Genomic DNA, 13,632 nt, shown 5'->3' on the forward strand with positions numbered 1-13,632 from the left:
GTATGACACGACACACACGGCACGAACCATCCCGCGCGGGAATGACCTCGCTCAACCAGGGCCTGAGGATCCTCAGCCACGTCCAGGAGACCGGGCCAATCCGGGTCGCCCTGCTCGGCGAGCAACTGGGGCTGCCTCTCTCGACCCTGTACCGGTACGTGGCTCCGCTGGTCGAAGGCGGCTTCCTGATCCGTGCAGAAGGCATCGTCATCCCGGGCGAGAAACTCCTGAACAAACAGGAGTCCTCCCATCACCTCGTGGATTTCGCGGCGCCGCTCCTACGCCGCCTCAACAGGGAAACCGGGCTGTCCGCCCTTTTGACCGTACGGATCCACACCGTCGGAGTCTGCCTGGACGCTGCGATCGCACACCCCCGGCACCGGATCAGTCTCCAGCGCGGGCAGGTCCATCCGCTCTACGCCGGCGCCAGCGTGACGCCCCTTCTGGCGTTCGCACCCGCTGACGTCGTCGAATCCGTGATGCAGGGCCCCTACAAACGCTTCACTTCGGCGACCCCGGTCCCAGAAACGACCCGGCGGGAGCTTCCGTTGATCCGGCGTAACAGATACTCCCTTTCCTTTGGAGAACTCACTCCCGGGATGGGAGCAGTAGGAATCCCCGTCATGGTCTCAGGGAAGTGCCTCTGTGCCTTATCCCTTGTGGGGGAAGCCGTGACCGTGACCGACACCGAGCACCTGCTCGAATCCCTCCGCACCGCCGGCGAGGAACTCGCAGCGAGTCTTGCCCGTGCCGGCGCGGACAACGCCTGGACCTCAGAAGGAGAAGAATATGTCTGACGCGACCCATCTGTCGCCGATTCTCGCGAAAGGCGCGAAGCCGATAGCCGCCAGCCGCGGGACGCAACTCCGTGCGAAAAACTGGCGGACCGAAGGCCTCCTTCGCATGTTCGAAAACGTCCTGGAAGTCGGGGAAAACCCATCCCAGCTCGTTGTTTACGCAGCGCTCGGCAAGGCCGCCCGGGACTGGGACGCCGCGGCCCGCATCGCTCAGGCACTGCTGGATCTGGACGAGGACCGCACCCTGGTTCTGCAGACCGGCGTCCCGGTCGGGACCCTGCCCACACGGACTGACGCGCCAATGGTCCTTTCGGCCGTCAACAACACGGTCGGCCGGTGGGCAACACCGGAGATCTTCTACGAACGCTATGCCGCGGGCCAGACCATGTGGGGCGGTTTGACCGCCGCCGCGTGGCAGTACATCGGCCGCCAGGGAGTGCTTGCAGGCACTTACGAACTTCTCCGGGTCATCGCCGAGAAGGATTTCGGCGGACGGGACAGGGAATCACTTCGTGGCAGATGGATGCTCACGGCAGGGATGGGTGGGATGGGTTCATCGCAGCCAATCAGCGCCTCCATGCTCGGCCTGTCGTCCCTCACAGTGGAAGCCGACCCCGCCAAGATTGCCAAACTCGTTTCCGCCGGCGGGCTCGACGTGATCTCGGCGACACTGGATGACGCGCTGGAGCACGTCAGATCTGAAGCCACGGAAGGACCGGTCGCCGTCGGCCTGCTCGGCAACGCCTGCGACGTCTTTGCCGAGATCGCGGCGCGGGGAATTGTGCCGGACATCGTCACCGATCAGACGGCCGCGCATGACGTCCGCTACGGCTACCTGCCGAGCGGATATTCCCTAAGTCAATGGGAGAGCGTCCGCGACGTCGACCCGGCCCGGGTCGAACACGATGCCCGCGCATCGATCGCCCGGCAAGTCGACGCCATGCTCCTCATGAAAGACGGCGGGTCCGTTGTCTTTGAGAACGGAAACAACCTGCGTGTTCAAGCGATCGCAGCCCTCGATGACGTCAACCCCGGCAACCCGACCCGCGAAGGCACTGAACAGCGGATCCTCTCGATTCCCGGGTTCATGGAAGCATATCTTCGACCGCTTTTCGCCCGCGGCATCGGACCGTTCCGGTGGGTAGCGCTCTCCGGGGATCCGAAGGACCTGGACCGCATCGACCACGAGGTCGCAGGCATGTTCCCGGACCGCCCGGAAATTGCCGAGTGGACCGAACTTGCCCGCAAACACGTTGCCCAACAGGGCCTTCCGGCCCGGTCATGCTGGCTCGGACACGGTGAAAGGTCCGCCCTCGCGGTCCGCGTCAATGAGCTTGTGGCTTGCGGCGAACTCTCCGCGCCCGTCCTCTTCTCCCGTGACCATCTCGATTCCGCCTCAATGACGCATCCCCGCATCGGAACCGAGGGGATGCGGGATGGATCCGACGGAGTAACCGACTGGCCGCTGCTGGACGCAATGGTTCTCGCCTCCGCCGGCGCGGACCTGGTGGCCATTCACTCCGGAGGAGGGGGTTACGCCGGCTGGATGCAGTCGGTGGGAGTCTCGATCGTCGCCGACGGACGCACCGAAACGGCACGCCGCCTCGTCCTTGCCCTCGACGGCGACTCCGGGCTTGGAGTGCTTCGGCATGCGATTGCAGGCTACGAGGAAGCCCGGTCCTCTGTGGCCGGCAGAGGCGAAACCGGTCTTGCACCGGTCGAGTGGTTCTCCACCAGACAGTAGGGACGGAACGTCCGGCCCGGCAGCCCGGTGGTCTCCGGACACTCCGACGATTGCACGAACAACGAAAGGACTTACACAACATGCGAGAGCTAACAGCGGATGACGCCCGCCATGCCGTACTCGGCGGCGGAGTCTTTGCCTGCGGAGGCGGCGGCTGGCAACACCACGGAGTCCTCATGGGCACCACGGCGACCAGCCTCAACCGTCCCGTGCTGGCCGGCGTCGATGAACTCCCGGAGGACGCCTGGATCGCTACCGTCGCTGCCATCGGCGCCCCTGCGGCCAAGAACTGGGAGATCCGGCCCGTTGACTACGTGCACGCACTCAAAGCCCTCATGGACGTGTCCGAGCATCCCATCTCCGCGGTCATGACCGGCCAGAACGGCTACTCCACAACTCTCAACGGATGGATCCAGTCCTCCGTGCTCGGGGTCAAAGTTCTTGACGCCGCAGGGGACGTCCGTGCACACCCCACCGGGAAACTCGGATCCCTCGGCCTGACAACGCGCCCGGGTTACACCACAACCCAGGTCGTTTCCGGAGGCAACAGGGAACTCCACGGGCACTTCCTTTCGGTTAACACCGGCCTGGTCACCACGTGCGACGACGTCCTCCGGGACATCTCCGTACGCACCGGAGGGTTCATCGCCTCGGCACGCAACGTCGTCGAACTCGACTGGGTCAAGAACCATGCCGCCCTGGGCGCCATTTCCCTCGCCCTTGACCTCGGCGCCGACATGGAAGCCGCCGCGGAGAACCACCCCGGCGCTGCACGCGGCGAGGCGGTAGTCCAGTCCGTACTCGAACGCATCGAAGGACGAGTCATAGCCCGCGGAATCCTCCGGCATGAAGTTCCGACCGACACTCACGGCGGGTGGGACCACGGTACCTTCCGGATCGGCGAACACACCGTCCCCTACCTCAATGAATACATGGCCGTAGAGTCCAGCGGGCAACGGATCGCAACCTACCCTGACACCATCGCGATCCTTCACGCCGACACAGGGCTCCCCCTGGCCGTCAAGGACGCCAAGGAGGGCGGCTTCGAGGTCGTCCTTGTCGTTGCCGACGCCACGTCACTTCCGTTGGCTTCCTCCGCGGTGGACCCGGTCTCACTGGCCGAATGCGAGGAGCTGATGGGTATTGAGTTCCTCCGCTACCTGCCCACCAACCAGGCTTCAACCACCGCCGCTCTCTCGTCCTGACACAGTCCCCCAACCTTGCTCGTCACCACCTGACATCCTCCGAGGAGACACTATGCCCATTTCCCGTATCCTGACCACCGTCGCGGCACTTGGTGCCGCCGCCCTTGTCCTGACCGGCTGTTCCGGCGGCCAAGGAAGCACCGGTAGCAAAGGCACCATCGTCGTCGGCTCCGCAAACTTCACCGAGTCGAAAATTGTCGCAAGCCTCTATGCCGAGGCTCTTCGTGCAAAGGGTTACACCGTCACGGAAAAGTTCAACATCGGATCGAGGGAAGCCTACGTTCCTGCAGTGCGGGACGGTTCGATCGACGTCATTCCGGACTACACCGGAAACCTCCTGCAGTACCTTGATCCTTCCACCACGGCAACGTCCTCCGAGCAGATCAACGGCGCACTTTCCGAGGCATTGAAGAGCAAAGGTCTGAAGATGTACTCGCCGGCGAAAGCTGAGGACAAGGACTCCGTCGTCGTGACCAGCGAGACTGCCAGGAAATGGAACCTCAGCTCAATCGAGGACCTCGCCAAGCACAACTCCGAATTGACCTTCGGCGCCAACGCCGAGTTCCAGGAACGGGCTGCAGGACTGCCCGGCCTCAAGGCCAAGTACGGCCTCCAGCCGAGCAAGTTCGTTGCGATCGCCGACGGCGGCGGCCCCAAAACCGTCTCGTCCCTCCTCGACGGCACCGTGACCGCCGCGGACATCTACACGACGACCCCCGCGATCGTCGCCAACAACCTGGTTGTGCTGAAAGATCCCCAAAACAACTTCGCTGCCGGGAATGTGCTTCCGGTCATCAACGCGGGCAAATCGACTGATGATATTCAAAAGGTTCTCGACGCAGTTTCAGCACAGCTAAGCACTGAAGCGCTGACCCAGCTCAACGACCAAGTATCAGGAGACGCGAAGAAGGAGCCTGCCGCCGTCTCCAAAGCCTGGCTAAAGGATAAGGGCCTCCTGAACTAGGGCCGGCGTGGGAAGCGGTACAGCAACGATCTGGCCCGTTCCCACCCAACATCATCCCGTACGCGCAGCGAGAACGAAGGAATCACCACTTGTACCTGACGCAGGAGCCCCAGTTGCACGACCCCGAAATCAGTGTCGTCGAACTTGACGACGCACCAGTCTCAACGCTGGACGTCGCGGCCGTGGCCCGCGGCGAGGCCAGTGTCCGGGCCGCAATCTCGACCTACACCCGGCTGGCGGATGCCAGGGCTGTCATTGACCAGATCATCAAGCTAGACACTGCCGCATACGGCGTAAACCGCGGACTGGGGCCCGCACGTGACCAGGTGATTCCAACTGAACTGCTCGGAGACTTCCAAGAATTCATCATTGCCTCCCATGCTGCCGCGGTCGGCAAGCCGCTGAGCCCCGAAGAGGCTCGTGCCGTGATTTTCGCCCGAATCGCGGTGATGGCCCGCGGTGGCTCCGGAGCGTCCCGTGATGTGTTCGATGGTCTGATCGCGCTGCTGGAGCACAATGTCATCCCTGTGATCCCCTCACACGGCTCGGTCGGATCAGCAGACCTTGCCCAGTTGGCGTCCATCGGCGCCGTCCTGATCGGCAAAGGCCGGGCGTTCACCGCGAACGGATGCACCATGGTCCCCGGCGCCGATGCGCTCCGGGAGGCATCCCTGGACCCGATTCGGCTTCAAGCCAAAGACGGACTGGCGCTCGTCGGGGCAAACTCCGCGTCCCTGGGCCTCTCCGCGCTCTTGCACCAACGGCTCGAGACCGCCGGGTTCACGGCGGATCTCGTCGCCGCGCTCACATTGGAAGCCCTCTCCGCTAATCTCTCCCCTTTTTCGGAGACCGTGATCAACGCCCGACCGCTGCCGGGCCAGATCCGCTCAGCCGCCCGCATCCGTAACGCGCTCGACGGCGGCGATCTGGCCGTCGGGACGGTGCCGGTCCAGTCCCTTCAAGATCCCTTGTCGATCCGGACGATCCCGCAGGTGCACGGAGTGTTCCTTGAACACGTCCGGGCTCTTGAGAACGTCCTGCTCATCGAACTCAACTCGCCTTCGGAGAACCCGCTTGTCGTGAGGGAGGGCCGGCAAATCCTGTCCAACGGAAACTTCTCCGTTCTCGGGTTGGCAATCGCACTGGAGTCGGTCCGGCTCACGATCGCCCACATGGCCATCATGGCCGAGCGACGCATCTCCATACTCGTTCAGCAGGTCCGCTCCGGGCTGCCCCTCGTTGACCACATCCGCGCCGCCAAGACCCGCACCGGGTTCCTCGCCCCCGTCATCATCGCCAACACCGCATCAGCCCTGACGGCCCGCATCAAACACAAAGCGAACCCCGTCACAGTCATGGGCACTACCGTCGGGGACGGCGTCGAGGACCACAATTCCCAGGCCTACACGGCCAACCGGTACACCGCCGATGCTCTCGATGCGCTCGAGCAACTCCATGCCATTGAAGCCCTCATGGCAGTAGAAGTGCTGGACCACGAGCAGGCAGCACACCCGTCGTCGGTACCCCGACGGCTCGGAAACCAGCTCGAACGCGTCCGTGAGCAGATAGCCGTCACGGTGGGCGATCTCGGCGGAGCCACAACCACCGACCAGGTGGTGGACGCCATCCGTACCTCGCTGACCCATCTGGGCAGTGAACTCCGCCAGATCGTGCCGGCTCCCATGCCTTCACCGCTTTCCGGCTTCGAACACGACCCCCAGCTATAGCCACGGCGCATCCCCATCTTCCAGAGGATCCAGAAAATGATTACTTTCAACGGAGTCACCAAGAAATTCCCTGACGGAACGATCGGAGTCGACAACCTCGACCTCCATATCGAGGAGGGTTCGTTCACCGTCTTCGTTGGCCCTTCAGGGTGTGGAAAGACCACGTCGATGCGCATGATCAACCGCATGATCGATCCGAGTTCGGGCACCCTCACAGTGCAGGGTAGGGATGTGACGACAATGCCTCGGGTCCAGCTGCGCCTCAGGGTCGGCTATGTCATCCAGAATGCCGGGCTCATGCCGCACCGCACCGTCGTCGACAATGTTGCCACCGTCCCCATGCTTCGCGGCGAGTCCCGCCACAAGGCACGGATGAAGGCCCTTGAAGCGATGGACCGCGTGGGTCTTGACCTGAGGATGGCAACCCGATATCCCGCGCAACTCTCCGGCGGGCAACAACAACGCGTTGGGGTCGCCCGCGCACTTGCAGCCGACCCGCCCATCCTGCTCATGGACGAACCATTCAGCGCCGTCGATCCGGTGGTGAGGGAAGACCTCCAGAAGGAGATGCGGCGCCTCCAATCGGAACTGGCCAAGACCATAGTCTTCGTCACCCACGACATCGACGAGGCCGTTCATCTCGGTGACAAGGTAGCTGTCTTCGGAGTCGGCGGGGTCCTCCAGCAATATGCGGATCCGAAGACGCTTCTCTCCCGGCCAGCCACACCGTTCGTGACCGCGCTCGTCGGCCGCGACCGGGGATACCGTTCCCTGTCTTTCCGTTCCTCCGCTACCGTGCCGATCGAGATGATTGATGTCGTCACCTTGGAGAAGCCCGTCGAGGGACCAATCGGTGAGGAGGAATGGAAGTTGGTCGTGGACGAGAAAGGCTCCCCGATCGGGTGGCTTGACCGCCACGGCCAGCAACTCGTCCGGGCAGGCAGCCGGCCCGCCGACGTGGTCATAGCGGTCGGTTCCACGACGACGGAAAAAGCGACGCTCCGGCAAGCCCTTGATTCCGCACTTTCCTCGCCTTCAGGACTCGGGGTCGTTATCGATGACCGCGGCCGAGTGGCGGGCGTGGTCAAAGCCGACGCCGTCATCCAGCGCCTCGCCGCAATCCGCAGGGAAGAAGCCGAACGGACCCGCGCCGCGGACCTTGCCTTGTCTCCCCGGAAAGGCTCCTGATGCGCGCCACCGTATGGGCAGTCGAAAACTGGGACACCCTATCGGAAATGCTGACTGAACACATCTGGCTCGCCGTCCTCCCGACATTGCTCGGGCTGGTCATTTCCCTTCCAGTCGGCCTGCTCCTCCGGGACAGGGCCCGGGCCCGTTCCGTCGTGGTGGTTCTCTCAAGCATCGTGTTCACGATCCCGTCACTGGCCTTGTTTGTGATCCTCCCGGCAATTCTTGGCACCCAATACCTGGACCCCGGCAACGTGGTGATCGCACTGACGCTCTATTCGGTTTCCCTCACGATACGTACGGTGTTCGAGTCTTTGGACGCGGTTCTGCCCGCAACGCGTGAAGCTGCTTCGGCCATCGGTTACTCCCCTATCAAGCGCACTGTGATGGTGGATCTCCCTCTGGCGATTCCGGTGCTCACCGCCGGCACGCGCGTCGTCGCGGTAACGAACGTTTCGATGGTGTCAGTCGGCGCTGTCATCGGAATCGGGGGTCTCGGCCAACTGTTCACCTCCGGCTACCAGCGGAACTTTCCTGAACAGATCCTCACCGGAATCGTGATCATCCTCCTCCTTGCAATCGTCATCGACCGGGCAATTGCGATCATGGGCCGCACGCTCACACCCTGGATCCGCGGGGCAAGCGTGCGGGCATCGGAGCGGCGGCTGCGTGCCCTGGCGCAGGCTTTCCCGGAAAACAACAAACTCAAGGAGGCTGCAGGTGTCCACTAATTCCTTTGCGTTCCTCGCGGATGGGCAGAACTGGATCGGCGCAGCCGGCATCACCGTGCGCGTCGTGGAACACCTCGGATACTCTGCCCTGGCCATCGCCATAGGCGCCCTGCTCGCAGTCCCCGTCGGGCTCCTCATCGGGCACACGGGCAAGGGAGAAAGCATCGTCGTTGGCCTGGCCAACACCATGCGCGCTCTGCCAAGCCTGGGACTGATGACACTGCTCATGCTCTTCATGTCCTCTGACCTGATCCCGCCCATCATCGCGCTCGTAGCCCTCGCGGTACCGCCCCTGCTCGCGGGCGTGTACGCCGGAATAGCCAACGTCGACAGAACAATGATCGACGCGGCACGCTCGATGGGAATGGCGGAGGCACAAATCCTTCTCCGCGTTGAAATTCCCAACGCCATGCCTCTGATCGTTGGAGGCCTGCGGGGGGCAACACTCCAGGTTGTCGCCACGGCGACGATCGCCGCATTCGTCAACCTTGGCGGTCTCGGACGCTACATCTTCGACGGTCTCGCACTCTACGACTACGGGCGGGTCCTCGTTGGCGCCCTGCTCGTGACCTTGCTGGCGCTGATCCTGGACGGGATCCTTGCCCTGGCCGTGTCCGCGGTCCGTCCGGGTTCAGGCCGTTTCACGGTCCGGGACCGGAAGCTCGAAGCCGAAATCGCCCGGCGCCTCGGCTGAGACCTCGTCGCGCCAACGGACCTTTCACTCTTCACCCAAAGGAATCGACTCTTATGGACTACAACGTTCTCGCTCCCGACCGGGACAGGATTGCATCCGATATCGGCGAGCTGGCCTCCACGTTCGTCGAGGGCGCCCAGCCGGGATGGACCCGCAGGGTGTTCTCGGATGCCTACATAGCGTCGCGCGCATGGACCCTGTCGAAAATGCGTGAGGCCGGGCTGGAAACCCGGATCGACCCTGCCGGGAACGTTGTCGGTATCCTGCCTGGTCGCAACCGATCGGCAAAGCCGCTCATGACCGGATCGCATACGGACACCGTCCACGGCGGAGGCCGCTTTGACGGGATCGTCGGCGTCGTCGGGGCAATCGAAACGGTCCGCCGTCTCAAAGAGACAGGAACCCGACTGGAGCGGGACCTGGTAATAGTTGACTTCCTCGGTGAGGAGGCCAACCCATTCGGAGTCTCCTGTGTCGGGTCCAGGTCCATAGCCGGCCTCCTCGACGTCGAACACCTCGATCGCACCGACGAAGACGGAGTACGTCTGGCAGACGCCATGGTCAGGGCCGGTCTCGACCCGCACGAAGCGCTCTCCCAAGCATGGAAGCCCGGGTCACTGCACGGCTATGTTGAGCTCCATGTTGAACAAGGGCCGGTCCTCGAAAAATCCGGCGCGGCGATCGGCGTGGTTACCGCCATTGCCGGCATCGAGCGTCTCCTCGCCACGTTCACTGGACGAGCCGACCACGCGGGAACCATGCCCATGGATATGCGCCACGATGCCCTCGCGGCTGCCGCCGCGTCCGTCGTCGTCGTCGAACGCGAAGGATGCGGAGCCCCAGTCCACGGCGTCTCCACCGTCGGGCGCATCGAGTCCGGGCCCGGTTCCTTCAATGTCGTCCCAGACAATGCGCGGTTTTGGGCCGAGATGCGCAGCACCGAGGCCGATTGGCTCACCGGGGCAAAACGCCGCGTCGCCGAGAGCATCGGAATTGAAGCCTCCAATCGCGGCGTGGACCTCGTCGTCGAATGGCTCAACGACCAGGCACCGGTCCGTGCCCACGAAAAGATCCAGGACACCATCGCCCGCGCCGCCGACGATCTATCCTTCGATTGGGAAGCCATCCCGTCCGGGGCCGGACACGATGCTGCCCACCTCGCCCATTTGGGCCCCATGGGGATGATCTTCGTGCCATCTATCAGCGGGCGCAGCCACTGTCCCGAGGAAAAATCGGACTTCGCGCAGATCGCTCAAGGTGTCCATGTCCTCACCACGACCCTGCTTCACATGGACCGTACACCGGCGGTTCGGCCCTCGGCCTGAACGAACCGTACCGCTTGATTCCACTTCCTTCGTGGTGGAAGACGGCAATTGTTCCCACGCCAGAATCAGCCCGCTTGCCTGACACCGCGCAACGACATGGCGACCCCTGCTCTCTCCAGAACACGGGTGGCATCATGTGCTCCGTCTTGAGATCCGACACATCCCAACAGCCGGTCCTCATGCGCAAACACCTTCAAGGCTGTCGAGGATGAGGAGATGCGAGGGAACACCAGATCAGGATGGCAAGAAGAGGAGATGAGAAAATGAACACCCGACCAGACGAGATTGCCCCCGAACTCGGGCGACTCGTCGCACTATGCGACGCCCACGCCCGAGACGCCCGGTCAGCCTCCCGCATCCTCGGCGCGGTCGCGATTGAACTGCTCGAGCGGAATCTGGGAGCCGGCGGCGCCTCAGCACGGGCGACAAGCGCGCTCGCCCGCATCCGTAAAGCGGGCGGCTTAGGGATAGCCGGCGACGACGCGGATCCCGCCGCGCTGTGCGAGCGCCTCTTGCGGTACGCCGCGCCGGACTTGGCGACGCAGGAGGAGCTACGATCCCACCTGGACCTCCCACTCGCCGCGGGGATCGTCGGCCTCGCGCAGGCAGCGCGCCTCACCCGGACCGCCGACATCTGCACGGCCATGCACCTCGAATCGATCCGCGGCGAGCTCGGCGCGTTCGACGACCGCCTGCACGCCCTCGGACGTCCCTATCCAGGCCAGGTCGCGACGGCCGGGAACATCAGGTCGCTGCTTGCGGCAAGCGAGTTCACGACCGAGGAAGCGCGCACCGAGTTCGGCGGCGACTCGGGGGCGCGCGTGCAGGACGCGATCAGCCTGCGGGCAGTGCCGCAGACCCACGGTGCGGTGCGCGACGCGCTCGCCCGGCTGGCCGTTGCGTTGACGCGCGGCCTCGCGGAGCCATCTCCGCGCAAAGGCACCCTGGAGTTAATCCTCAACCTCGTCGGGATCGCGCTGATCGACCTCGCGAACATCAGCCAGCACCGCAGCTATCGCCTGCTCGACACCCGGATGACCTACGGGCTGCCCATGAACCTGATAGCGGAGAACCCCGGCTTCAACCACGGTTTCCCGCTCGTGCACACCGCGGCCATCGCGATACTCGCAGAAATGAAACTGCACGCGCCCCGCGGCTACGCCGAGTCGCGGGTGCGACCCCGCAGCGGGGCGGTCCGCTCGTTCGAGCTCACGTGCGGAGAGCGCACACTCAGCCTGCTCGACTACCTGCAGAAGATCCTCTCGATCGAGGCTTTCATGTCGGGGCAAGCGATGGACCTCGCGCAGCGGGTGCTGCCCGACCGGCGGTTCGGGCAAGGGACGACGGCGGCGTTCGCCGCACTCCGGGAGCGGGTGCCGTACGTAGACCGCAACCGCTTCGCATCAGATGACATGGTCGCGGCCGAGGAAGTGGTGGCGCTGTGCCGCTTGACCGACGCGGCCGAACGACAGGTGGGAAAACTTGCGTAGCGCGTTTGGGGACGACGGATCCAGGCTGCAGATCGACGGATTCACGCTCGGTATCGATGCGGTGGTCGCGAGCCTGCGCTCGGGGGCCGCTGCCGAACTCTCGGATTCGGCGCGGGAGCGCTGCCGGTCGCGCCGGGCGCAGGTAGCGCGCTGGCTCACCGACGACGCCCCCGTCATCTACGGGGTGAACACGGGCCTCGGGAATCTAAAGGACGTGGTGCTCTCACCGACAGAGCATGCCGAGTGGAACCGCACTATCCCATATCCGCACGCGGCGGGGCTCGGCGACTACATCCACCCGGAGATCACCCGGACCGCGCTTCTCGTACGAGCCAACGTGCTGGCGCGAGGGTATTCCGGGGCGCGCCCCGAGCTCATCGAGCGGCTCATCGCGCTCTACAACGCCGGGATATCGCCGGCGATCCGCGAGCTCGCGTCCGTCGGGCTGAGCGATCTCGCCCCGCTTTCGCACATCGCCATGGTGGTGAGCGGAATCCCCGGGGGACGGGTGCTCGAGGGCGATCGCGTTGTCGAGGCGTCGAGGGCGCTGGCCCAAGCCGGGCTCCCAGAGCGGTTCGCGTACGAGTGCAAGGACACGCTCTCGACGATAAACGGGGCCTCGATGACGCAGGCCGCGGGGGTGCTGGCCGTGCACTCGGCAGGTCTCCTGCTCGACCTGTGCGACGAGCTCGACATCGCAGCGCGCAACGTCTGGGCGACCCTGCGCTCGTGGCCCGCCTCAGCGGCGGACCGCGCCGAGGTCGAATACGGCCGCGCGGCGTTCGGGGCGAGCATCCGGGAGTCGTTCGCCGAGATCCGGGCGACGCTCGATACCGAATGCAACGTATCGTGCGACAACCCGCTGCTCTTCGCCGAGGGCGACGAGTACGTGGCGGTCATGGGCTGCAATTGCAGCAACACCCAAGTGGGCTACGACCTCGATCTCCTCTGCATCCTCCTGGCCGAGCGTGCCGCTCTGCTGCTCGCAAGCCTCGATAGGCTTATCACGGACTTCGGACTTTCCGACGAGCTCTACGAGGACGCCGCGAGATCGCTGCAGGGACTCGGGGAGCGTGCTGCTCCCGCGAGCACAGATTCGATTCCCACGAAGTCGGGTCAGGAGGACCACGTCGAGTTCAGCTACGGGGCCGCGCGTAAAGTCTTCGTGAGTATTGGCCACCTGCGTGATCTTCTCTCGATTATCGTGATCGCGCTTGTTCAGGCACCCGCAGAGTTGGAACTGCCGCCCGGGTTACACGGGGCGTCACGTAAAGCTGATCTATCCACTGTCCGTGCGCTGATCGATCGCCGGTGCGAGGTTATTCCATTCCAAGTACGGGCGTATAGCGAGTAGGCTCCGGGTTCTAGGAGGCCGGCCAACAAAGCGGTCGCGGGGCGGTCGGAGCCGCCACCAACGGCCGTCAGGCGGTGTGTTCTGGTCAGCGCTTTCATGCGCAACAACGGGGCCATTACCTCGGGACCGGTCGGCCGCGAGCTGCCCCGCCGCGTCCTTCCGCGCCGTCCCGGCGATGTTGCGGCGACCTACTGTGAGCCGGCGAAAGCGCTGGGGAACTCGGGTGGCGTACTCGTCTGACGATCGAGGACGTGTGTCGCGACTACTGGAACTGGCAGACCAAGAACCCGCGTGGGTGCGCCTGAACAGCGGACGTACCCACGCGGGCCTATCGTCGCGGTCAGTTCATCGAGGTGGCTGAAAGCCGCCGCCCAGATCCCTCGACCTGCCCGCCGAATCGACCAGACTTCGAT

Annotated in this window: 11 protein-coding genes; all 11 read left to right on the forward strand. The window is 64.3% G+C overall.

Translation table 11 applies throughout. From position 1 onward, the window contains the following. Nucleotides 1-2: 2 nt before the first annotated feature. The 11 genes from ACFVTG_RS18290 to ACFVTG_RS18340 all read left to right on the forward strand — a co-directional run bounded on the left by ACFVTG_RS18290 (nt 3) and on the right by ACFVTG_RS18340 (nt 13,219). Entirely contained in the window at nt 3-797 is a 795-nt protein-coding gene (locus ACFVTG_RS18290; RefSeq protein WP_390282289.1) for an IclR family transcriptional regulator, read from the forward strand. After that, nucleotides 790-2,541, forward strand: a complete 1,752-nt coding sequence (gene hutU, locus ACFVTG_RS18295; RefSeq protein WP_390282291.1) for a urocanate hydratase — start codon at nt 790-792, stop codon at nt 2,539-2,541. The genes ACFVTG_RS18290 and hutU overlap by 8 nt, the downstream gene beginning before the upstream one ends. Nucleotides 2,542-2,621: 80 nt before the next feature. Continuing rightward, nucleotides 2,622-3,746, forward strand: coding sequence for a DUF917 family protein (locus tag ACFVTG_RS18300; protein WP_390282292.1), 1,125 nt, complete (start codon nt 2,622-2,624; stop codon nt 3,744-3,746). Between the two features lie 52 nt (nt 3,747-3,798). After that, nucleotides 3,799-4,710 (forward strand): ABC transporter substrate-binding protein, encoded by a 912-nt coding sequence (locus tag ACFVTG_RS18305; protein WP_390282293.1) that lies wholly within the window; start codon nt 3,799-3,801, stop codon nt 4,708-4,710. Between the two features lie 89 nt (nt 4,711-4,799). Then, a complete protein-coding gene (gene hutH, locus ACFVTG_RS18310) occupies nt 4,800-6,437 on the forward strand; it encodes a histidine ammonia-lyase (RefSeq protein WP_390282295.1) in 1,638 nt (545 codons plus the stop codon). 36 nt (nt 6,438-6,473) lie between these two features. Continuing rightward, complete coding sequence (locus ACFVTG_RS18315; protein WP_390282297.1) at nt 6,474-7,625, forward strand: ABC transporter ATP-binding protein; 1,152 nt, start codon at nt 6,474-6,476, stop codon at nt 7,623-7,625. After that, nucleotides 7,625-8,356 carry an ABC transporter permease gene (locus ACFVTG_RS18320; RefSeq protein ID WP_390282298.1) on the forward strand — a complete coding sequence of 244 codons (732 nt, stop codon included), beginning with the start codon at nt 7,625-7,627 and terminating at the stop codon, nt 8,354-8,356. The genes ACFVTG_RS18315 and ACFVTG_RS18320 overlap by 1 nt, the downstream gene beginning before the upstream one ends. After that, the gene (locus ACFVTG_RS18325; RefSeq protein ID WP_390282299.1) at nt 8,346-9,050 is read left to right on the forward strand and encodes an ABC transporter permease; all 705 of its coding nucleotides are present in this window, start codon (nt 8,346-8,348) and stop codon (nt 9,048-9,050) included. The genes ACFVTG_RS18320 and ACFVTG_RS18325 overlap by 11 nt, the downstream gene beginning before the upstream one ends. Nucleotides 9,051-9,103: 53 nt before the next feature. Continuing rightward, a complete protein-coding gene (locus ACFVTG_RS18330; protein WP_390282300.1) occupies nt 9,104-10,375 on the forward strand; it encodes a M20 family metallo-hydrolase in 1,272 nt (423 codons plus the stop codon). Between the two features lie 263 nt (nt 10,376-10,638). Next, nucleotides 10,639-11,865 (forward strand): aromatic amino acid lyase, encoded by a 1,227-nt coding sequence (locus tag ACFVTG_RS18335; protein ID WP_390282301.1) that lies wholly within the window; start codon nt 10,639-10,641, stop codon nt 11,863-11,865. After that, on the forward strand, nt 11,858-13,219 hold the full coding sequence (locus ACFVTG_RS18340; RefSeq protein ID WP_390282302.1) for an aromatic amino acid lyase: 1,362 nt from the start codon (nt 11,858-11,860) through the stop codon (nt 13,217-13,219). Before ACFVTG_RS18335 ends, ACFVTG_RS18340 begins: the two co-directional genes overlap by 8 nt. Nucleotides 13,220-13,632 lie beyond the last annotated feature (413 nt).

The organism is Arthrobacter sp. NPDC058127, assembly GCF_042884555.1.
In the GTDB taxonomy this organism is placed as follows: domain Bacteria; phylum Actinomycetota; class Actinomycetes; order Actinomycetales; family Micrococcaceae; genus Arthrobacter.